Origin of the sequence: Methylosarcina fibrata AML-C10 (assembly GCF_000372865.1) — a bacterium.
Taxonomy (GTDB): domain Bacteria; phylum Pseudomonadota; class Gammaproteobacteria; order Methylococcales; family Methylomonadaceae; genus Methylosarcina; species Methylosarcina fibrata.
The window spans coordinates 4,517,285-4,537,572 of the sequence record NZ_KB889965.1; the positions used below are offsets into that span (position 1 = coordinate 4,517,285).

At 54.9% G+C, this 20,288-nt stretch carries 22 protein-coding genes; 11 read left to right on the forward strand and 11 right to left on the reverse strand.

Features of this window, described 5'->3' with window-relative positions; translation table 11 throughout:
* Window positions 1–166: 166 nt before the first annotated feature.
* The 3 genes from A3OW_RS0121375 to mscL all read right to left on the reverse strand — a co-directional run bounded on the left by A3OW_RS0121375 (window position 167) and on the right by mscL (window position 2,591).
* The gene (locus A3OW_RS0121375) at window positions 167–1,579 is read right to left on the reverse strand and encodes a cytochrome P450 (protein WP_020565501.1); all 1,413 of its coding nucleotides are present in this window, start codon (window positions 1,577–1,579) and stop codon (window positions 167–169) included.
* Window positions 1,580–1,774: 195 nt separating this feature from the next.
* On the reverse strand, window positions 1,775–1,993 hold the full coding sequence (locus A3OW_RS0121380) for a TraR/DksA C4-type zinc finger protein (RefSeq protein ID WP_020565502.1): 219 nt from the start codon (window positions 1,991–1,993) through the stop codon (window positions 1,775–1,777).
* Window positions 1,994–2,186: 193 nt separating this feature from the next.
* Window positions 2,187–2,591: a large-conductance mechanosensitive channel protein MscL gene (gene mscL / locus A3OW_RS0121385; RefSeq protein WP_020565503.1), complete on the reverse strand. Its 405-nt coding sequence runs from the start codon at window positions 2,589–2,591 to the stop codon at window positions 2,187–2,189.
* Window positions 2,592–2,760: 169 nt separating this feature from the next.
* Here mscL and A3OW_RS0121390 point away from each other — a divergent pair, with 169 nt between their 5' ends.
* From A3OW_RS0121390 to A3OW_RS0121410, 5 genes are all read left to right on the forward strand, one after another.
* Window positions 2,761–3,240, forward strand: coding sequence for a nucleoside deaminase (locus A3OW_RS0121390; protein ID WP_020565504.1), 480 nt, complete (start codon window positions 2,761–2,763; stop codon window positions 3,238–3,240).
* A 101-nt stretch (window positions 3,241–3,341) separates the two neighbouring features.
* Window positions 3,342–4,034 (forward strand): phosphate regulon transcriptional regulator PhoB, encoded by a 693-nt coding sequence (phoB, locus tag A3OW_RS0121395; protein ID WP_020565505.1) that lies wholly within the window; start codon window positions 3,342–3,344, stop codon window positions 4,032–4,034.
* A gap of 2 nt (window positions 4,035–4,036) precedes the next feature.
* Window positions 4,037–5,317, forward strand: coding sequence for a phosphate regulon sensor histidine kinase PhoR (gene phoR / locus A3OW_RS0121400; protein ID WP_020565506.1), 1,281 nt, complete (start codon window positions 4,037–4,039; stop codon window positions 5,315–5,317).
* 178 nt (window positions 5,318–5,495) lie between these two features.
* On the forward strand, window positions 5,496–6,101 hold the full coding sequence (locus A3OW_RS25615; protein WP_020565507.1) for a DUF502 domain-containing protein: 606 nt from the start codon (window positions 5,496–5,498) through the stop codon (window positions 6,099–6,101).
* A 78-nt stretch (window positions 6,102–6,179) separates the two neighbouring features.
* Complete coding sequence (locus tag A3OW_RS0121410) at window positions 6,180–6,773, forward strand: NADPH-dependent FMN reductase (RefSeq protein WP_020565508.1); 594 nt, start codon at window positions 6,180–6,182, stop codon at window positions 6,771–6,773.
* An 18-nt stretch (window positions 6,774–6,791) separates the two neighbouring features.
* On the opposite strand, the gene A3OW_RS0121415 is transcribed toward A3OW_RS0121410, so the two are convergent.
* Window positions 6,792–7,784 carry a hydrolase gene (locus tag A3OW_RS0121415; RefSeq protein WP_020565509.1) on the reverse strand — a complete coding sequence of 331 codons (993 nt, stop codon included), beginning with the start codon at window positions 7,782–7,784 and terminating at the stop codon, window positions 6,792–6,794.
* Between the two features lie 260 nt (window positions 7,785–8,044).
* Between A3OW_RS0121415 and A3OW_RS0121420 the strand changes: the two genes are divergently transcribed.
* Window positions 8,045–9,214: a DUF1624 domain-containing protein gene (locus tag A3OW_RS0121420; protein ID WP_020565510.1), complete on the forward strand. Its 1,170-nt coding sequence runs from the start codon at window positions 8,045–8,047 to the stop codon at window positions 9,212–9,214.
* 18 nt (window positions 9,215–9,232) lie between these two features.
* Here the strand turns inward: A3OW_RS0121420 and gor are convergent, their stop codons facing one another.
* Together gor and A3OW_RS0121435 are read right to left on the reverse strand one after the other, a co-directional pair.
* Window positions 9,233–10,588 (reverse strand): glutathione-disulfide reductase, encoded by a 1,356-nt coding sequence (gor, locus tag A3OW_RS0121425; protein WP_020565511.1) that lies wholly within the window; start codon window positions 10,586–10,588, stop codon window positions 9,233–9,235.
* A gap of 479 nt (window positions 10,589–11,067) precedes the next feature.
* Window positions 11,068–11,268, reverse strand: coding sequence for a CsbD family protein (locus tag A3OW_RS0121435; RefSeq protein ID WP_020565512.1), 201 nt, complete (start codon window positions 11,266–11,268; stop codon window positions 11,068–11,070).
* A gap of 537 nt (window positions 11,269–11,805) precedes the next feature.
* Between A3OW_RS0121435 and A3OW_RS0121445 the strand changes: the two genes are divergently transcribed.
* Complete coding sequence (locus tag A3OW_RS0121445) at window positions 11,806–13,056, forward strand: MgtC/SapB family protein (RefSeq protein ID WP_020565514.1); 1,251 nt, start codon at window positions 11,806–11,808, stop codon at window positions 13,054–13,056.
* 17 nt (window positions 13,057–13,073) lie between these two features.
* Here A3OW_RS0121445 and pyrC read toward each other — a convergent pair whose 3' ends face one another.
* Complete coding sequence (pyrC, locus tag A3OW_RS0121450) at window positions 13,074–14,111, reverse strand: dihydroorotase (protein ID WP_020565515.1); 1,038 nt, start codon at window positions 14,109–14,111, stop codon at window positions 13,074–13,076.
* A 109-nt stretch (window positions 14,112–14,220) separates the two neighbouring features.
* On the opposite strand from pyrC, the gene A3OW_RS0121455 reads away from it, so the two are divergent.
* Together A3OW_RS0121455 and aspS are read left to right on the forward strand one after the other, a co-directional pair.
* Complete coding sequence (locus tag A3OW_RS0121455; protein ID WP_026223813.1) at window positions 14,221–14,496, forward strand: FmdB family zinc ribbon protein; 276 nt, start codon at window positions 14,221–14,223, stop codon at window positions 14,494–14,496.
* A 68-nt stretch (window positions 14,497–14,564) separates the two neighbouring features.
* Window positions 14,565–16,349, forward strand: coding sequence for an aspartate--tRNA ligase (gene aspS / locus A3OW_RS0121460; protein ID WP_020565517.1), 1,785 nt, complete (start codon window positions 14,565–14,567; stop codon window positions 16,347–16,349).
* A gap of 111 nt (window positions 16,350–16,460) precedes the next feature.
* Here aspS and A3OW_RS0121465 read toward each other — a convergent pair whose 3' ends face one another.
* The 3 genes from A3OW_RS0121465 to A3OW_RS0121475 are packed head-to-tail and all read right to left on the reverse strand — an operon-like array spanning window position 16,461 to window position 17,671.
* Window positions 16,461–16,937: a DUF1249 domain-containing protein gene (locus A3OW_RS0121465; protein ID WP_020565518.1), complete on the reverse strand. Its 477-nt coding sequence runs from the start codon at window positions 16,935–16,937 to the stop codon at window positions 16,461–16,463.
* An 8-nt stretch (window positions 16,938–16,945) separates the two neighbouring features.
* The gene (locus tag A3OW_RS0121470; RefSeq protein WP_020565519.1) at window positions 16,946–17,350 is read right to left on the reverse strand and encodes a 6-pyruvoyl trahydropterin synthase family protein; all 405 of its coding nucleotides are present in this window, start codon (window positions 17,348–17,350) and stop codon (window positions 16,946–16,948) included.
* Window positions 17,351–17,371: 21 nt separating this feature from the next.
* The gene (locus tag A3OW_RS0121475; RefSeq protein WP_026223814.1) at window positions 17,372–17,671 is read right to left on the reverse strand and encodes a PilZ domain-containing protein; all 300 of its coding nucleotides are present in this window, start codon (window positions 17,669–17,671) and stop codon (window positions 17,372–17,374) included.
* Window positions 17,672–17,968: 297 nt separating this feature from the next.
* Between A3OW_RS0121475 and A3OW_RS0121480 the strand changes: the two genes are divergently transcribed.
* Both A3OW_RS0121480 and A3OW_RS0121485 read left to right on the forward strand, forming a co-directional pair.
* The gene (locus A3OW_RS0121480) at window positions 17,969–18,982 is read left to right on the forward strand and encodes a tryptophan--tRNA ligase (protein WP_026223815.1); all 1,014 of its coding nucleotides are present in this window, start codon (window positions 17,969–17,971) and stop codon (window positions 18,980–18,982) included.
* Window positions 18,979–19,695, forward strand: a complete 717-nt coding sequence (locus tag A3OW_RS0121485; RefSeq protein ID WP_020565522.1) for a hypothetical protein — start codon at window positions 18,979–18,981, stop codon at window positions 19,693–19,695. The genes A3OW_RS0121480 and A3OW_RS0121485 overlap by 4 nt, the downstream gene beginning before the upstream one ends.
* Here the strand turns inward: A3OW_RS0121485 and A3OW_RS0121490 are convergent.
* Entirely contained in the window at window positions 19,692–20,288 is a 597-nt protein-coding gene (locus A3OW_RS0121490; RefSeq protein WP_020565523.1) for an IMPACT family protein, read from the reverse strand. The two genes, A3OW_RS0121485 and A3OW_RS0121490, sit on opposite strands and share 4 nt — an antisense overlap.

The following is a 20,288-nucleotide window of genomic DNA, read 5'->3' on the forward strand; positions in this document are numbered from 1 at the left end:
CTCGTCCGATTCCAAGAAATAATAGACGAAACCCGGTCCGCTCTTCGTTCAAATCCACTTTCTCAATGCATTATATTAGCCGCTTGAGCGCCGGAACAGGCAAGTCCTGAACCCGACATGAAATGCCATCGCTGAAATTCAGCTCCAGCCTTCGACTGAATTGGCGTTATCGTTCGGAAAACCGGATCTTCAAAGCGTCCGGCCTCATCGTGAACGAAAAGATCTCCCGGACCGGCGGCCCGGTTTCATCAGGATGGACGGAAAAATTCCTGCACGCCATCGCCGTCGCCATTTTAATTTCCAGCATTGCCAGCGTGCGTCCGGGGCAGAATCTGGGACCCGATCCGAACGGGACGAAAGCCTGACGGTTATGGGCGCAGCCGGAACGTTCCGGATCGAGCCAGCGCTCGGGTTTGAACCGGAGAGCCTCGGTGAAGTTTTCTTCCTGCAGAGCGCCGTAGCGAGTCAGCAGGATCAGAAACGTGCCTTTCGGAATCCGGACGCCGCCCAGTTCGACGTCGTTGTTCGGCTCCAGATAAAGCATCGGCGTGACGCTTTTCAGCCGGAGCGTTTCCAGGGCGACCGCTTCAATATAGGTGAGGCGGTCGAGGACAAACGGGTTCGGCGCCAACGTTTCCGTTTCCAGTACGGCATCGACTTCCTGCTGCATCTTCCGTTGCACTTCCGGGTGCCCGGCGATCAGATACAGCAGCCAGGAGAGCGTATGCGCCGTGGTATCCTCGCCGGCCAGAAGCACGGTCAGAATATTGCCTTGAATTGCTTCATCGGACAAACCGGTGCCGTCTTCGCTCTGCGTTACCAGTAACGTTTCCAGGAAATTGGCAGGCTGCGCCGCGAGCTCGGGCTGTTGCCGCAGCCGAAGGCGGGTCTGATCGACAAATCCGTTAATTGTGGCCTTGATGGCGTCGAGGGACTTTTCCATGGCGCGGTCGCCGGGCAGTTTGACGTAATGCCAGTAAGGAAACGGCGCATTGGCCCGGCGGTTGAAAGCCGGCAACTGGTGCTCCAGATGGCGCTGAAAATCGTCGTCTTCTTTTTCCAGCAGGTTGATGTCGAAACCGAAGGCAAACAGCGTGGTGACGTCCACCGTGAAACGCATCCAGTCTTTTTCCACGTCGACGGACTGCGCGCTGCCGGCCAGATTTTTCCACCGGTTTTGCAGCCGTGCCGTGATCGTGCGCAGGTGCGGAAAAAAACGCCTCAAATTGTCCGGTTTGAACGCCTGGGCGACAAGAGCGCGCTGCTGCTGCCATTGTTCGCCCTCGGCGGTAAACACTCCGTGCGTGCCCAGTTCTCGCGCGACTCGTTCCATGGAACTCAGCCGGCGGTAACTTTGCGGACGATCCCGGAGTACGGCCTGGATCAGCTCCGGATTGCCGATGACGACGGCGGACTTGCCGGCCAGCCTGACGCGGTAAAGATCGCCGTAAGTCCCGGCCCAGTCTTCGAGAATCCGATGCAGTTTCTGTAAATCGATTTGCAGTAGATTGCCCAGGAAAGGCAGTCCCGCAGGCCCAGGCAATTGGGCGATCGTACGCGGCCGGCTCGCGGTGGACATGAGAGCGCCTCCTGTGGCAGTTACCGCAAGCCGGGCCGGGCTCTGCGGAGCACGGGTGGTGGCTGTTGTCGGCGGTCGGGTTTGATCATGGCTCCTCTTGCAATCCCGAAGGCTTTCCGGCTCTCCGAAGCCGAAAGCCTGCCGCATTGGTAAACGTTTCGGCAGTGGCAAAGAGAAGCTGCGGTTGGGCGTTTACTATTTTAAATTTTTTTCCAGAGCGGTCTGGCAAGCCAGGCAGTATTTACAAGGAATGGCCTTTCTTCGGCTTTCCGGTATCGGATCTCCGCATTCTTCGCAGTGAGTGGCCGATTCACCCGTATAAATCGATTTCCGTGTCTCTTCGATAAAGAGATTGGTCATTTGCTCCATTCTTTCCACGATGGCGTCCGTGCCGCCGGCCCATGCTGTCGACATAATAGTATTGGCTCAAACTGTAGGTTAAAAATCATCAATGATGAGGTATTACCAAAAAAATTCGACTTTTTTCATGAGAAAAAGTTTCAATGCTTTTCCGGTCCCCTTCGAGCAGCGTAAGAAATCGCCCGTACGGATCGCGCCAAAAGGGTGACCTCTCAAGCTATCCCGCAGAACCGGAATTTCGAACAGGTTATTTTCTTTCCTTTAATAAATCCCGGATTTCCGTCAGCAGGATTTCTTCTTTCGAAGGGGCCGGAGGAGTCGCAGGGGCTACCGCTTCCGCTCTTTTAAATCGATTGATCAGTTTGATGACTAAAAAGATCGCGAAAGCGACAATGGTGAAGTCCACGATGGTTTGAATGAAATTGCCGTAATTGAGGGTGACGGCGGGCGCATCGGCCGACGCTGCCTTCAGCGTGACGGCAAGATCGGTGAAATCAACGCCGCCGATCAAGAGGCCGATGGGCGGCATGATCACGTCGGCGACGAAGGACGATACGATCTTGCCGAAGGCGGCGCCGATAATAATGCCGACCGCCATGTCGACCACGTTTCCTTTAACGGCGAATTCTTTAAATTCCTGCAAAACACCCATCTTTTTTCTCCTATGGCAGCGATAAAATTATTAAAACTTCTTCAGCTTTTTTGAATATTTCCAAACGATTGATAAAGTATCCGTTTGAAAAATCGGAACGACGGCGAAATAAAGATACCGCTTCCCGATCAAACATTCAATAAAATAACAAAAATCAAGGGGGAATTCGATGAAGCATGCCGATTTTATGCGACGAGCCATTGCCCTGGCGGCCCAGGTTCCCGAATTTCCGTTCGGAGCCGTAATCGTCCGCCGTGCCGACGGGCATTGTATTGCCGAAGGTTATAATCAGTCGGCGCTTAATCCGACTTTTCACGGGGAAATGATGGCGATACACCGATGCGCCGAATTGTACCGCCCGGCCGACTGGAGCGGCTTCGATTTGTATACGACGGCGGAACCGTGCCCGATGTGCCAGAGCGCAATCGAATGGGTGGGCATAGGGACGGTCTACTACGGGACGTCGATGCCTTATTTACGGGAACAGAACTGGTGGCAAATCGACATCCGCGCCAGCGAGGTGAGCCAAAGAACTTTTTTTCGCAATACCCGTATTGTCGGAGGGTTGTTGGAGGCGGAATGCAATGCGTTGTTCGATAATGCCCCGAGAGGCGCATATCACGTGAAGCCGAACCTGAGTCTATCGTAAAATGGCTTTCTCCTTCATCAAGAGGCAGCGATCGCTTCGGTTGTCATCAAAGTGTCATAAATCCTTTGTTACAATCCGGTTTTGTTTATCTACATTCACTTATGAATAAAAATAGCATTCTCGTTGTTGAAGATGAAGATGCCATTCGAGGAATGCTCACGGTAGTTCTCGAACAGGCCGGTTTTGAAACGATGGCGGTGGCCAGTGTGGCCGATGCACAGAAAACTCTGGAAAAGTCCATGGTGGACCTGATTCTGCTGGACTGGATGCTGCCGGGAATCAGCGGCGCGGAATGGGCCAGGCGGCTGAAGAAAGAGGGCTTGTACCGGGAGCTGCCCATTATTCTATTGACGGCCCGCGGCGAAGAAGAGGACAAGGTAAAGGGCCTCGAGATCGGCGCCGACGATTATATTACCAAGCCTTTTTCGCCCAAGGAACTGGTGGCGAGGATCCGCGCCGTGTTGCGCCGGAGCGGTAAAATGCAGGGGCTGACCCAGATCACTCTGGGCGACATGATGCTCGATACGGAGCAGCATCGGCTGGCTATCGGCGAGAAGCAACTGGAAGTCAGCCCCACCGAATTCCGCTTGATGCAGTTCTTCATGACCCATCCGGACAAGGTCTACAGCCGCACCCAACTCTTGGATCAGGTTTGGGGGCGCAGCGTTTATATCGAGGAACGAACGGTCGACGTGCATATTCGCCGGTTAAGAAAAATTCTTGCCGAATACGGCAGGGAGGATCTGGTGCAGACGGTGCGCGGTTTCGGCTACCGGTTTTCATTGATCGATTAGGCATGATCGGACTCTGGCGCAGAGAGATAGGGATTTTCCTGCTGTTGGCGACGGTGACGTCGATCATCGGCGGAGTGACCGGGCTGTTTTTTCCGTTGACTTGCGCGTTGCTGCTGGCCGTTCTGATGCGCCAGATTTTTCAGATCAACCGGTTCGAACGATGGATCAGCATGGGCGCGAGAGGCTCCTATCCCAAAACGAGAGGCATCTGGGAAGAAATCTATTACGGCGTCTACCGCATCAAAAAGAACGAAAAACGCCGGAAAAAGAAGCTGGGCAAAATGGTGGACCAGTTTCGCCAGTCGACCGAAGCCTTGCCCGACGCCGCCGTCGTGCTCGGGGCTTACGACGAGATCGAATGGTCCAACAAAGCGGCCCGGGAGGTCCTGGGTCTGCAGACGTCGGACAAAGGCCAGCGCATCCCCAACCTGGTCCGGTTTCCGGAGTTCATCCGTTATCTCAAATCCGGCAATTATCAGGAAGACATCATTTTGCCGTCACCGGTCGACAGCCGCATCACATTGTCGGTCCGGATCGTCAGCTACGGCGCCGGATTGCGACTGTTGCTGGCGCAGGACGTGACTCAGTTGAAACAGATGGAGCGGATGCGCAAGGATTTCGTCGCCAACGTGTCTCACGAGCTGAGAACGCCGTTGACGGTTTTGAAAGGTTATCTCGAAACGTTGCAGGATCTGGACGACGGCACTTCCCCGTTGCTGACCGGTTCGCTGGAGCAGATGCGCGGACAAACCGAACGCATGCAGCATCTGGTCGATGATTTGCTGCTGTTGGCGCGATTGGAAACCCAGAAGAAAAAATCGCAGTGCGTCAACGTTCCGGCCCTGCTCAATCAAATCTGCAGGGAAGGCGGCGACTTCGACAAAAGCGCCCGGCACATTGAATTGTCGCTGGCGACCGAGGAGAATATTTTCGGCGACGAGCAGGAACTGCGGAGCGCTTTTACCAATCTGCTGGAAAATGCGATCAAATATTCTCCCGACGATACCGAGGTCAAGGTTCGCTGGTATCGAAACGGCGAGGCGGTCGTGCTGGAGGTCGAAGATTTCGGAGAAGGAATTGCTCCTGCCGACATTCCCCGGGTTACCGAACGGTTTTACCGGTCCGAAGTCAAACGCAATCGCAAGGTGGCCGGCACCGGCTTGGGCCTGGCCATCGTCAAGCACGTGCTGATGCGGCACGATGCCCGCCTGGCCATCGCCAGCGAACTCGGCAAAGGCAGCCGTTTCAGTTGCCATTTCCCGTTGAACCGGGTTTGCAGTTAGGCAGGCTCTCCGAGTCGTTCAGATTCCTTTCCTTTTCATCGGATTTGTGACCTATAATAACCGGCGCCTGCAACCGCACCGGCGCTTGGGGATGAAGGCTCCTGCATTCAAATAATAATAAAAACGGAATCCTCATGGGTTTGAGGATTTTGTTCACCATGAGAGGCGAAGTTATAAAATGAAAACGATGTTTAATTATTTCCTGATCGGCGTGCTTGCAGTCATTCCGATCGTGGTGGTTCTTCAGATCATGATCTTCGTGAAAGATCGGATTTCCGATCTGATCGGGATGGTGTACGCCGTGGCCGATAATTATCTTTATACAATTATCGTGTTCGGCGTCAGCATCGCCTTGTTGATCTGGATCGGTCATAAAATCGTCAAGGAAGGGCGCCATTGGGTCATTGCCTGGTTTGATCAAATCATCGACCGGATTCCGTTGCTGAACACGATTTACCGGGTCATCAAAAAAGTCATCAACATGTTTTCGGGCCGCGACAAGGCCATCGCCAAGGAAGTGGTTTATGTGGAATATCCGAAAAAGGGCGTGTGGATGGCCGCATACGTGACCAACCGGTACGACGACATGTACGTGCTGTTCATTCCTACTTCGCCCAACCCGACCTCGGGTTTCACCGTGATCGTCAACAAATCCCAGGTGATCAAGTCGGCGATGAACATCGAAGAAGCCAGCAGTTTGATCATCAGCGTGGGCGTCGATTATAACAAGGTGGCGGAAATCGCCGCGTTAAAAGGTGAAGCGAGCACTGCGGTTTCCGGATAGCCGCCCGGCTTCAGAGCTGGCCGCATATATCTTTTCGACCCTGGCCGACCCGCTTCGGCGCCTACCAAACAAGATCTCATGATAAAAATCCTGGCTTTTTCCGGAAGTGCACGAAAGGATTCGTTCAATCAACGGCTCGTGAAAATTGCCGCTCGCGGCGCCGAACAGGCGGGCGCGGAAGTCACTGTCGTCAATCTCGGCGATTTTCCGATGCCGCTGTTCAATCAAGACGACGAAGCCGAGTTCGGCCTGCCGGCGCCGGCCCGGGAATTCAAAAAACTATTGATCGAGCACGACGGTTTCTTGATTGCCTCGCCCGAATACAACAGCGCTTTCAGTCCCCTGCTGAAGAATGCGATCGATTGGGCTTCCCGGAAGGAACATCCGGACGAAGCGCCGCTTTTAGCCTACCGGGGAAAACTGGCGGTCATCATGGCGGCTTCCGCCGGCGCTTTGGGCGGTTTGCGGGGACTGGTTTTTCTGAGGCTGCTGCTCGGCAATATCGGGGTGACCGTGCTGGCCAGGCAGCAGGCGGTGTCGCAGGCGGACAAAGCTTTTGATCCGGACGGCCGGCTCTTGGACGAAAAACTGCATGAAACCGTTGAAGGGCTGGGGCGGGAGCTGACGCAAATGCTGGCAAAGCTAACAGCCGGCCATACCGCTCGATCTTGAAGGCTATCCGGCCGTTTTCTACGGTAACTGCTCACGGATGAACTCGGGAATTCGTTGATCCAGCCAGTAACGAGGCCTGAACGGCAGATGGCCGTGGATGAATCCGACATGCCCGCCGCCCTGGGTGATCTCCAGATCCACATGGGATGAAAGTTCGTCCACGGAAGGCAGCACCGCTTCAGTCATGAACGGATCGTCAACGGCCTGGATCAACAAGGTCGGCACGACGATTCGTTTTAGAAATTGCCGCGAGCTGGAGCGCAGGTAATAATCGTGAACGTCTTTGAAACCGTGCAGCTTCGCCACGACCCGATCGTCGTATTGCCAGAACGAACGAATTCCGGACAAATCGCCCAGTTGCTCGATCTTTTCCGCTTCGGACACATTTCCGATCCGGTGCAAATGCCGCAATTTCAGTTTGATGTAGGTTTTTAATTCGCGCAGCAGACTGGCCCGATAGAGTTTGGAAAAACCGGTGTCCAGTTTCGAGGCGCAGGTGCTCAACACCAGCGGGACGGACACTGCCACCGCGGCAAACAGCGATATGTCGGAGCCTTGCTCGCCCAGCCATTTCAGCAGAACGTTCCCGCCCAGCGAAAAACCGACCGCGGCCAGAGGCGTATCCGGCTCCCGCCGGCGCAGGGTCCGGTATAAAAAATCGATGTCCTGGGTCTCGCCGGAATGATAACACCGGGCCGAATTATTGGATTCTCCGCTGCATCCCCGGAAGTTCAGGGCGACGCTGCGGAATCCCTGTTTCAGCAGAATGCGCTGCAAGCTTTTGATGTAACCGGACCGGGAACTGCCGGTCAGCCCGTGCAACAGGATGACGATGGGTTGCGGGCCTTCGCCGCAGCAGTCGACGTCGATGAAGTCGTGGTCCGGCGTCTCCAGCCTTTCGCGCGTGATCGCAACGGGAGGCGAGGGGCGGCGCAAAAAATCGGGATAAATCGTTTGCAGATGGCCGTTGTTCAACCACCAGGCCGGCCGGAATGAGGTTTTGATTAACACGACTGTTGACTTTCTGTTGAATTGGAAAATAAAAAAAGAGCGTCCGACCGGAGACCATCCGGAATGGTTGGCTATTATTTATGCAAATCAAGCATTCATCAAGAGCTACAGGCTATGGGTCCGTTTATGAACCCTGAATGAACAACTTTATCCACAAATTCTGTGGATAAGCGTCGCGGCGGACCGCCTTCGGCTTTTTTCGGCAACTCCGATTTGATATCATGCGCCGATTCGAACTTTGTTAAGTGAAAGGGGCGCCGATGCATCGCCTGGAATCGATCGATATGCTGCGCGGATTGGTCATCGTCTTGATGGCGTTGGACCATACCCGCCACTTTTTCACGAGTGCGATGTTCAGTCCTACCGATCTTAACCAAACGACTCCTGCGTATTTTTTGACCCGCTGGATCACTCACCTGTGCGCGCCCACGTTTGTTTTCCTGGCCGGTACGGGCGCCTTTCTGTCCACCGGGCGCCGCCTTCTGAGTCCCGATCAACTGGCCGGCTATCTGGCCAGCCGAGGAATCTGGCTGATCATTCTCGAGCTGACCCTGGTGCGCTTCGGCTGGACCTTCAATTGGGACTTTCATTATTTTTTTGCTCAGGTGATCTGGGCGCTGGGCTGGTCGCTGTTGGCCCTGGCCGCTTTGATTTTTCTGCCGCGCCGGATAACGGCCTGGCTGGCGCTGGCGGTCATTGCCGGCCATAATGCCTTCGACGGCGTTCGTTCCGAAGACCTGCCGGAATGGGGGTGGCTTTGGACGGTTTTGCACGCTCCCGGCAAAATCGAATTTTTGCCGGGTTACCGGATTTATATATCCTACCCGCTGATCCCCTGGGTTGCGGTCATGGCGGCGGGTTATTGCTTCGGGCCCGTGTTCCTGCGGGAGGACGCGCGCCGGAGAAGAATCTTGTTGCTGTTGGGAGGGGCGTGCCTCGGTTTGTTCCTGCTGCTTCGCCTGACCAACCTGTATGGCGATCCGAAGCCCTGGACGTTCCAGAAAAATTGGGTTTTTACCCTGTTGTCGGTGTTGAACTGCACCAAATATCCGCCCTCGCTGCTTTATTTGCTGATGACTCTGGGCATGATGTTTTTCTGTCTCGCGGTATTCGATCAAGGCAGGATTCAACGGATGGGACGGCCCTTGATCGTCTTCGGCAAGGCGCCGCTGTTTTTCTATCTGATCCATCTGCCGCTCATTCATGGCGCCATGCTGGCGGCCACCCGGCTTAGGGGATTGCCGGCCGAGTGGCTGATAGGTACCGCCCATGCTCCCTTTCCGAAACTGCCGGCGCCCGAATTCGGCTACAGTCTGCCAGCGGTCTATGCCATTTGGCTGGGATTATTATTGCTGCTTTATCCGGTGTGCTACGGCTTCGTCGAGATCAAGCGAAAATTCCGGCATATCGTCTGGCTGACTTATCTGTAAGCGGTTGCCGTTTCCTTTCTAGTCCGGGGACGGCGTCCGCATCGTCACAAATTCTTCCGCCGCCGTCGGATGAATGCCGATGGTCGAATCGAAAACGGCCTTGGTCGCGCCGGCCCGAATCGCCACCGCCATTCCCTGAATAATCTCGCCGGCGTCGGGACCGACCATATGCACGCCGAGCACTCGGTCGGTACTTTTTCTGACGACCATCTTCATCAGCGTTTTGTCGGCCAGACCGGAAAGCGTATGTTTCAACGGAGTGAACATCGTTTTATAAACTACGACGTCGGAGTAGCGCTCCTTCGCTTCCTTCTCGGTTAGACCGACTGTGCCGATGTTGGGCCGGCTGAAGACCGTGGTGGGAATGTGATCGTAATCGACCGGCGTCGGCCGAGGTCCGTAGAGCCCGTTCACGAAGGCCATGGCTTCGGCGATCGCCACCGGGGTCAGATTGAAGCGGTCGGTCACGTCGCCGAGCGCGTAAATGGAAGGAATATTGGTCCGGTAATCGGCATCGACCTTGATCGCGCCTTGATCGTTCAGGTCAACGCCGGCCGCTTCCAGGCCCAAACCGTCCGTATTCGGTCGGCGGCCGGTCGCATACAGCACAAGATCGGCGGCAATTTCGAAATTCCGGTCGGTATGAGCGGTCAGTTGTTCGTCGTTTTTCTCGATCTTGTCGATGCGGGTGTTCGGCAGCAGGAGGATGCCTTTTTTGCTCATTTCCCGGGCCGCAAATTCCCGGACGTCTTCGTCAAATCCTCTGAGCAGTTTGTCGCCCCGGTAGCCGATCGTCACGGCCACGCCCAGCCCCTGCATGATGCCGGCAAACTCGGCCGCAATGTAGCCGCCGCCGACGATCAACAGCCGCTCGGGAAGTTTTTCCAGTGCGAACATGTCGTTGGAAGTAACCGCCCATTCCTTGCCGGGAATATCGGGGACGGAGGGCCGGCCGCCGGTCGCGATCAGAATGCGTTCGGCGCGGAGCGAGCGCTCGCCGGCCTGTACGGTATGCGCATCCTGTAGTCTGGCCGTGCTTTCGAGGATTGTGACGCCGGAATCGGCCAGCATTTTTTGATAAAGACCTTGCAGCCGTGCGATTTCCTTGTTCTTTTGCGCCATCAGGCGGGACCAGTCGAACCGGGGTGGAGAAACCGACCAGCCGAAACCTGCGGCGGCCCTGAATTCTTCATCGAACTGCGACGCATAGACGAACAGCTTTTTCGGCACGCAGCCGACGTTGACGCAGGTGCCGCCCAGATGGCGGTGTTCGACAATGGCTACTCGTACGCCGAGTCCCGAAGCCATGCGTGCGGCGCGGACGCCGCCGGAGCCGGCGCCTATCACCAACAGGTCATAGTCAAAATGAGTCATTCGAGGTTTCCGTTGATCTGCTGCTATGAAATTGTGTTCTCATGAACTTCGGGCGGCTTCGTCGGGAAAAACCGGATAAGAGAAAGTCGTTTACCGTCGCTGCAAAACTTGCCTCCCGTTCGCCTTGAGCCGGGCAGGGAACCGAACGTCGGTTTTGCATACTTTACACGAAAAGGACCTGGGCATCATCCGAATCGGAAAACAAGGCTTTTCCGCCTTCGTTTAAGGTATTGAAGCGTTGGGAAGAAGCAGGCAAAAATGCGTGACGGCCGGAAATTTTTTTGAAGACTTCACGAAAGCCGTCATGAACTGAATTCTTGAGGCCAAGCCCTGACCGCCCGCTATCCGGACGGAGAGCTTAATGCGACATCCTTGTCAAAAAGATCTCCTTTGAAGGAAGATATCCTTGGAGACATGATTTTCATCATGGCGTTCAGTCCGTTGAACGAACGATCCCCTTCCTTTTCATCCCGGAACGGTTAATGGATCCGGTCCTCGAAATCCCTGATGCGGCGTTCCGCTTCGTCCCTTTGGATACCGTAACGTTCCTGAATTTTGCCCAGCAAAACGTCCCGTTTTCCGGCAATTTGATCGAGCTCGTCGTCGGTCAATTCGCCCCAGGTTTCCTTTACTTTTCCTTTGAACTGTTTCCAGTTGCCTTCTATTCGATCCCAAGCCATGTCGGTTCTCCCAAGAATTGATGAAAAGATGAAATTTCCCGCTAATCAGGAAATTGAGTTTCGCGGCCACCCATGCCGGGCGCCTTCGTAAACTTGAGAAACACTTTATCGATGAAAGCCAAACAGATCTGTGCGGTGACCCACATAAGTCATACGCCCTGTTTTAATGCCGAACTGTCGCTCTTCCTGTAAGGGATCGGGCGGATTGGCGGTGGAAAGAAGATGGAGAGGAAAGCCTACAAATAGCGGTCCAACCGCGCCTGAAAGAAAAGAACGGCTCCGCTTTAATGAGGTCTGATAGTATATGTCCAGGTCGATCTCATGGATTCAGTCGGCCAACTCTCGGTGACGGAAGGAGTTTTTATCGAGGCGGTTTGAAGAAAGGTTCCGGCCAGGCCGGAAAACCCGTTCACTTTTCGCGGGATTGGGTATGTTTTGTCAAGAAGCTCGAAGGACTGAAAACATGATTGTCCGATCGAGATTAAAAACGGACGATTGTAAACGCCGCTTTTGCCTATCAAAAGGAAATGCAGGAAGATGAACGAACTGGAAAATTTCAAACTTCTGGGAGTCGCCTTGGCGATCGGTTTGTTGATCGGTCTGGAGCGGGGCTGGCGGTTGCGGGAAAGCGATGAAGGAACGCGCATCGCCGGCCTTCGCACCTACGGACTGATCGGTTTGATGGGCGGGGTAGGGGGACTGCTGGCGGAGCATATCGGACCGTTGTTGCCGGTAGTGATGTTTCTGGCTTTGACCCTGATTTTGCTGGTGGCATACAGCCTTAGTCTGGGTAAATTCGAAGACGTCGGCATTACCAGCATGATTGCTTCGCTGATGACCTTCCTGCTCGGCACATTGACCCTCTACGGCCATACTGTCCTGGCTTCCGCTACGGCCGTGATCATTACGCTGCTGCTGGGATTCAAGCCTTTACTGCACTCGTGGGTCAACAAACTGGAACGGCGGGAGCTGGAAGCCACGCTGAAACTGCTGCTGATTTCGGTCGTCATGCTGCCGATATTGCCCGATCAGGGGTACGGCCCCTGGGAGTCGTTTAATCCTTATAAAATCTGGCTGTTGGTGGTGCTGATCGCGGGTATTTCTTACATCGGCTATTTTGCGGTCAGAATATTGGGCAATCGCCACGGAACGGTGGTGACCGGTGCGTTCGGCGGGCTGGTATCTTCCACCGTGGTCAGCCTGAATCTGGCCCGCCATGCCGCGCATTATCCGAAGATGGAAAATGCGCTGGCCTCCGGGATACTGATGGCCTGCGCCACGATGTTCGTCCGGGTGCTGCTGCTGCTGTCGATTCTCAATCAGGCGCTGGTGCGAACGCTGCTGCCGTCGCTGGCGGCGATGAGTGTTTTTACATATGCTGTCGCCCTGGTGCTGTGGAAAAAAGCCGGCGACGGGACCCCTCGCCACGAATTCGGGCTGGAAAATCCCTTTCAGTTGGGAATGGCGCTGAAGTTCGCCGCCTTTTTAACCCTGGTCCTGTTACTGTCCCGCCTGGTCAAGCAGTATTTCGGCGATATGGGAACTTATTTTCTGGCCGCCGTGTCGGGACTTGCCGACGTGGATCCCATCGTATTGTCCATGGCAAAAACCAGCAGCGGCGCCGCCGAACTGGCCGTGGCGGTGCGCGCCGTTCTGATCGCAGTATCGGTCAACTCGATTTTTAAAGGCATTCTGTCCTGGGTTGTCGGCGGTGCCGCCATCGGCTTGAGAGTGGTCGGGGCGCTGACAGGCGCCATCCTCGCCGGATTGGCCGTCAGCTTGGCGTAATTAAATCCGGGCCGGCGTCAGACCTTCAGTTGCCACGACAGTTGTTCCCCTGCTTTTAAAGGCGTAATCGCGACATTGTCTTCGCCGCGATAAACCGCAGGCACTTCCCAGCTTGTTTTCGTCAGCGTGACGGTGCCGGTATTTCTGGGCAGACGGTAAAAATCGGCGCCGTGAAAGCTGGCGAACGCTTCCAGTTTGTCGAGAGCGCCGGCGCTCTCGAACACCTCGGCATAAAGCTCCAGCGCGGCGGGAGCACTGAAACAGCCGGCGCAGCCGCAGGCGTTTTCCTTTAACGAAGTCAAATGAGGCGCGCTGTCGGTGCCGAGAAAAAATTTCGGATTGCCGCCAGTGGCCGCGGCCACGAGGGCCTGCCGATGAGATTCGCGCTTGAGGACCGGAAGGCAATAATGATGCGGCCGGATGCCGCCTGCGAGCAGCGCATTGCGGTTGAACATCAGGTGCTGGGGCGTGATCGTCGCGGCGATGCGCTCGCTTGCCGATTCGACGAACTGGACGGCTTCGCGGGTCGTCACGTGTTCGACGACGATGCGCAAGCCCGGAAAATGGCCGGCGATCCCGGTCAGCGCGGTATCGACGAAGACGCGCTCCCGATCGAAAATGTCGCATTGCTCGTCGGTTACCTCGCCGTGTATCAGCAGCGGCACGTCGTGTTTTTCCATGGCCGCAAACAGCGGATAAGCCGACCGGACGTCGGCGATGCCGGCGTCGGAATGGGTCGTGGCGCCCGCCGGATACAGTTTGAAGGCGTAAACATGCTCGCATCGGGCGGCTTTTCCGATTTCCTCGACCGAGGTCGAGCCGGTCAGATAAAGCGTCATCAGGGGAGTGAAAGCCATGCCCTGGGGCAGGGCTCGTAGAATTTCTTCCCGGTACGCCAGGGCTTGTTCGACGCTGGTGACCGGCGGCTTCAAATTCGGCATGATGATGGCCCGGCCGAATTGCCTCGCCGTATGCGGCAGAACGGCCTTCAGCAGAGCGCCGTTGCGGACGTGCAGATGCCAGTCGTCGGGGCGAACGAGGGTGAGTGTCTTCATTATGATCGTCATTTTCTGTAAAATGGGCCGTTATTTTATAGGAAGTGACTTGAAAAACCAGTACGGTCCCCTATTGTAGTTATTATTTTTTTTGTTATCGGAGCGGTCAATGCCAATATACGAGTATCAATGTCAATCCTGTGGTCATGAACACGAAGCGTTGCAAAAACTCAGCGATCCGCCGCTGCTTCATTGTCCTGCCTGCAGCAAGCCGGAATTGATGAAAAAGATTTCGGCCGCGGGATTCCGGTTAAAAGGCTCGGGCTGGTACGAAACCGATTTTAAAAGCGGTTCGAAGAAGAACGTGGCGGGGGAGAATACGTCGGGCGGTTCCTGCGACAGTTCCTCCAAGCCGCACAGTTGCGGCGGCGGTTGCAGCCATTAGCATCGCTTGAACAAATCGGTTTTAGCGGTTAACATCGGTAATTTTTGGGATCAACAGGGAAATCAACAATGCGTACTCACAAGTGCGGAGAATTAACCAGACATCAGCTGGCCCAGGCCGTTGAGTTATGCGGCTGGGTGCATCGGCGCCGGGATCATGGCGGGGTCATCTTCATTGATCTGAGAGACCGGTCCGGCCTGGTTCAAGTTGTCTTCGACCCGGTTGCGCCCGAGCCTTTCGCGCTGGCCGAGAGCGTGCGCAGCGAGTATGTGCTGAAAGTGGCGGGAACCGTTCGCGAGCGGCCTCTGGGCACCGTCAACGCCAATATGAAAACCGGCGAAATCGAAGTGCTGGTCAGCGGCATGGAAGTGCTGAACGAATCCGAAACCCCGCCTTTCCCGGTGGAAAGCGAAATCGAAGTCAATGAGGAACTGCGTCTTCGCTACCGCTACATCGATCTGCGCCGTTTCGCGATGCAGGAAAAAATGAAGGTGCGCCGGGACGTGGCGCGAGTCCTCCGCAATTTTCTCGACGATCACGACTTTTTCGAGATCGAAACCCCTTATCTGACCAAAGCGACTCCGGAAGGCGCCCGCGACTACGTCGTGCCAAGCCGGACTCACGAAAACGCCTTTTTCGCGTTGCCGCAATCGCCGCAGTTGTACAAGCAGATCCTGATGGTGGCCGGCATGGACCGGTATTATCAAATCGTCCGCTGTTTTCGCGACGAAGACCTGCGTGCGGACCGGCAGCCGGAATTCACCCAGCTCGATATCGAGACGTCGTTCATGGACGAAGACGAAATCATGCACGTCATGGAGGAAATGATCCGGCAACTGTTTGCGAAAGTGATCGGCGTCAATCTGGGCGCGAAATTTCCCCGGATGACGTATCAGGAAGCCATCTCCAGATACGGCATCGATCGTCCGGACCTTCGCATTCCTCTGGAACTGGTCGATATCGCCGAGGACATGAAAGAAGTCGACTTCAAGGTCTTTTCGGCGCCCGCCAACGATCCCCAGGGCCGGGTGGTGGCGATGCGCCTGCCGGGCGGCGGCGACTTGAGCCGCAAGGAGATCGACGAACTGACCAAATTCGTCGGCATCTACGGCGCCAAGGGTCTCGCTTACATCAAGGTCAACGATCTTTCGGCGGGTATCGACGGGCTTCAGTCGCCGATCGTCAAATTCGCTCCGGCCGAGGTCTGGGACAGCGTCCTGGCGAAGACGGGCGCGCAGAACGGTGATTTGATCTTTTTCGGTGCGGATAAGGCCGCGATCGTCAACGAAGCGATGGGAGCGCTCCGGGTCAGGCTCGGGCACGATCTGAATCTGCTGGAAGGCGAATGGAAACCGGTCTGGATCATCGATTTTCCGATGTTCGACTGGGACGAGAAGAGCCGCCGCTGGAATGCGATTCATCACCCTTTCACCGCGCCGAAGTGCTCGGCTGAAGAATTGCAGGCCAATCCGGGCCAAGCCTTGTCCAGGGCCTATGATCTGGTGCTGAACGGCACCGAAGTCGGCGGCGGCTCGATCCGGATCAATCGTCCTGCGATGCAGCAGACGGTTTTTAAAATTCTGGGCATCGAAGAAGAGGAAGCCAGAGAAAAATTCGGTTTTCTCCTGGACGCCCTCAAATACGGAGCGCCTCCTCACGGCGGTCTGGCGTTCGGCCTCGATCGACTGGTCATGCTGATGACCGGCTCGCAGTCGATCCGCGACGTCATTGCTTTTCCTAAAACCCAGTCGGCGGCCTGTCCTCTGGTCAATGCGCCGGCCCCGGTGTCCGACGAACAGTTGCGGGAATTGGGCATCAAACTGGTGAAATCTTCCGTAAAAGACAAGAGTTGATTCAATGCTTGAAGGGGAGGGCGGTCTTCGCCGTTCTCCCCGACCGCGCGAAGGATGGACCGGAGGATCCGGCAAGGAAACTTTCGGAATGAGGCGCCGGCCTCGGCTGAATTAAATCAGGATTTCTCTGGCCGTCTCTCTATCGGTCGGCTTGATTGACGGCTCGTTGAACCGGTAGTTTTTGTTCAGACAATGATCCAGCCATTTCTGCAGAAAATAATTCAAACGCCATTTGTAGTTCATGATGTCGTAACTGCGTCCGGGATCCTTAAACACCAGCGAGACGGCCGCCCGGGCGTGATCGCTGATGACCTCGGCCAGCTCCGCGTCCAGATAAAGCCTGATCCTGACCGCAGGCGTCGGCAGTTCTCCGGCGTTTTTGTTAAAGCGGTGAGTCAGTTCGACGGTCATCGTGTAAGGAGACCTCTCGATTACTTCAAGGTGCAAGGCCGAATGGTTGGCCGTTTCGCCGATGGCCTCTTCCTTGTATTCAAACAGGTAAGGGATCAGCTTGAGCAATTTCCGGTAGTTGGAGGCGCAGATCTGCTCCAGCAGATAAGATTTATTGACGGGATTGATCAAGGCCATGGCAATCGTCAGTTTTCGCTGTAGCGGGCATTGGCGCTGGCGGTTTCCCACAAAGTCACGTGCGCAACGTTGAAGCCGGCTTCCTGCAGGTATCGATAAATCATTTTACTGAGCACTTCCGCGGTAGGATGTTCATCGAGGGCAAGAAACCGTTCGTTGTTCTGAATCAGCATCGGGATTAACGGGTCGTCTTTGTGAAGCAATAAATTATGATCGAGGTGACGGTCGATATACGCCTCGACACAGTCCCTGATTTCGGCAAAATCGCAGACCATGTCCTGATCGTTCAATTGCGGCTGCTGAATCGAAATGGATGCCTTCACGCTATGGCCGTGCAGATGCCTGCATTTGCCGGAATGCTTCATGAGCCGGTGTCCGTAACAAAAATACACCTCTTTGGTAATCGTAAACATAGACATTTCAACGTTCAGGGATTAGTTTCCCTTGATGCTTTTAATTATGGCTGCAATTTCGTAATGATTATCGGGCTGCCGGGTAATCCTGAGCACTTCGATAAAAGCAATGATTGACGGGACCGTCGAATATTTGGATATGACATTGATTTCCAAAGCCTTGCCCTGATCTATGGCCCGGTCGGCAATGAACGACACGCCGGCGCCGCTGATCGACTTGCAGTGACCGCGATAGACTTCCGCCGAGTCGGCGAGCTTGAAAGTAATGTCGCAGTCCAAATGCATTCGACCGTAGTTTCGTTTTTCATCACAGTGGAGCATGTGTTTCACATTTTGTTGGCAAATGATTCCGGCTGCGGGGCCTTATTGAAGTGGTTAAAGTTTACTATAAAAACCATCGCGATGGCTCAAGAATTAATAGATTCTTCAGCAACTTGTTCTTGCGCTGAAAATTGGCCAGAAGTTAATTAATATGGTGCAATATGCATCGTCTGCTCATCAATCGAACAAAACACGTTTCCGATGCTTTTTTACCCGAAGAAAAATAGAGATACAGCATCGAGGTGAAACGTTTGGAGCCCATGCATTAAAATCAACCCAACCATTGAGCGTCAAATAATGAACAAAGCAACTATTTTAACGGGAATTACCACGACCGGCACGCCGCATTTGGGCAATTATGTCGGTGCCATCCGGCCGGCGATTGCCGCCAGTAAAGACGACAATGTCCGGCCTTTTTATTTTCTTGCCGATTATCACGCGCTGATTAAATGCCAGGAGCCCGAGCGTGTCAGGCAGTCCAGTCTGGAAATTGCCGCCTCCTGGCTGGCCTTGGGGCTCGACACTGCCAATGCGGTTTTTTACCGACAGTCGGACGTGCCCGAGATTATGGAACTGACCTGGATACTCACCTGCGTGACGGCCAAGGGATTAATGAACCGGGCGCACGCCTACAAGGCGGCGGTGGCCGATAATGAGCAGGGCGGCGAGAGGGATGCCGATAAGGGCATCACCATGGGCTTGTTCAGTTACCCGATTTTAATGGCGGCCGATATTCTGATGTTTAATGCCAACAAGGTTCCGGTCGGCAAGGATCAGGTTCAGCACATCGAAATGGCGCGGGATATCGCCGCCCGCTTCAATCATATTTACGGCGAACATTTCACCTTGCCCGAAGCGGTCGTCGAGGAAAACAGCGCGACGTTACTCGGTCTAGACGGACGAAAGATGAGCAAGAGTTACAACAACACCATCCCGCTGTTCGAGCCGGAGAAAAAATTAAAAAAACTGATAAGTAAAATCAAAACCAATTCGCTCGAGCCGGGCGTGCCCAAGGAGACCGAAGGCTGTACTCTGTTCGGCATTTACAAGGCGTTCGCCACGCCTTCGGAAGTGGCCGAAATACGCCGACGCTACGCCGAAGGCATCGGCTGGGGCGAAATGAAGCAGATTCTGTTCGACTATATCAACGACCATATCGCGCCGGCCAGGGAACGTTACGAAGCCTTGCTTGAGGCGCCCGATCACATCGAACAGCAATTGCAGGAAGGTGCGGAAAAAGCCAGAGCGATCAGCATTCCGTTTCTCCGGGAAATCCGCAAAGCGGTCGGGATTTCGAGGATCTCTTCGTGAAGAAAGGGCAATTCGGCGACTGGCTTAGAGAAAGCCTGCTGTTTATCGCTCGCGGTCCTTTGGTGTGGGTCGGCTACACCCTGGCGACCGGCGTCATTTTATTGGTAGGACGTATTTCCCTGGCGTTAGGCATTTTTTTCTCGGTCACCTCGTTATTTGTCGGGGTCGGGATTGCGAAATACATCGACCTTAATTATTCGGGCGACAATCCGGTCCCTTTGGCATGGGCGATCAGGAAAAGCCTGCCTCTGGCCGTTCTGGCGGCGGCCAGCCTGGTTGTCTGCTGGTTCGGCATCAATGTCGTGGCCAATCTTGTCTCGGGCGATCTTCTGAAGACCGGACGCTTTTTCTTTTACTGGGAGCTGACCCCGGAGAATCTGCACCGCCGGCCGATGCGGGAAATCGCGAGCTGGTTTTATACCTACGCCAACGTCGCGCTTGTTTTTGTGCTGGTCATGTTGTCCACCTTTGCCAGTTGGTTCAGTTATCCGCTCATGCTGTTCAGAAACTACAGTTTCAGTCAGGCCAGAGAGCGGGGCGTTCACGAGATCTCTCGAAACCGGGGCGCTTTTTATAAACTCTACGGTTTTATCGTTCTGGAAGCGCTGCTCTGCTCCTCGGTGACGCCCTTGTTGACGCCCGTTTTGTACATGCTGGTATCCACGCTGATGTATGTTACGTATCAGGATCTTTTGGGCGTCAAGGACGGCTAGAACGGCCGGGCTTCAGGCAGGAAGTCCGCCGCTGCAGGGAAGGACTGCAACAAGACGCTTAAATGTTCGGCGGGCAGTTCAACGACAAGCCGGACCCGTTCGGTAAAATCCTGCTTCAGGATGCGTCCTTCCCATTTTTTCAGGGCGTATTCCAACGGCTGCATCTGGCCGTAATCGAGAGTCATCGGCACTTGGACCCATTCGACGTAGTCCGAGATTTCCGCCGCTTCGATCGCTTTTTTCGCGGTATTGCCGTAAGCGCGAGTCAGACCGCCGGCGCCGAGTTTGATGCCGCCGAAATAGCGGATGACGGCGACCAGCACGTTGATCAGGTCCTTGCCTTCCAGGTGTTGGAAAATCGGTTTGCCGGCGGTTCCGGCCGGCTCGCCGGCGTCGTGGCAGCGGTAGACGAAGCCCTGTTCCGTTTTCAGCCGGTAAGCGTACGCGACGTGAGTGGCGTGAGGATGCTCAAGATGCAGAGAACGCAGATGCTCCATCGCTTCCCGTTCGCTCCGGCAGGGCATGACGATGCCGATAAAACGGGATTTTTTAATTGTGTCTTCAATTGTTTGCCTGCTTTTGACACAATACAC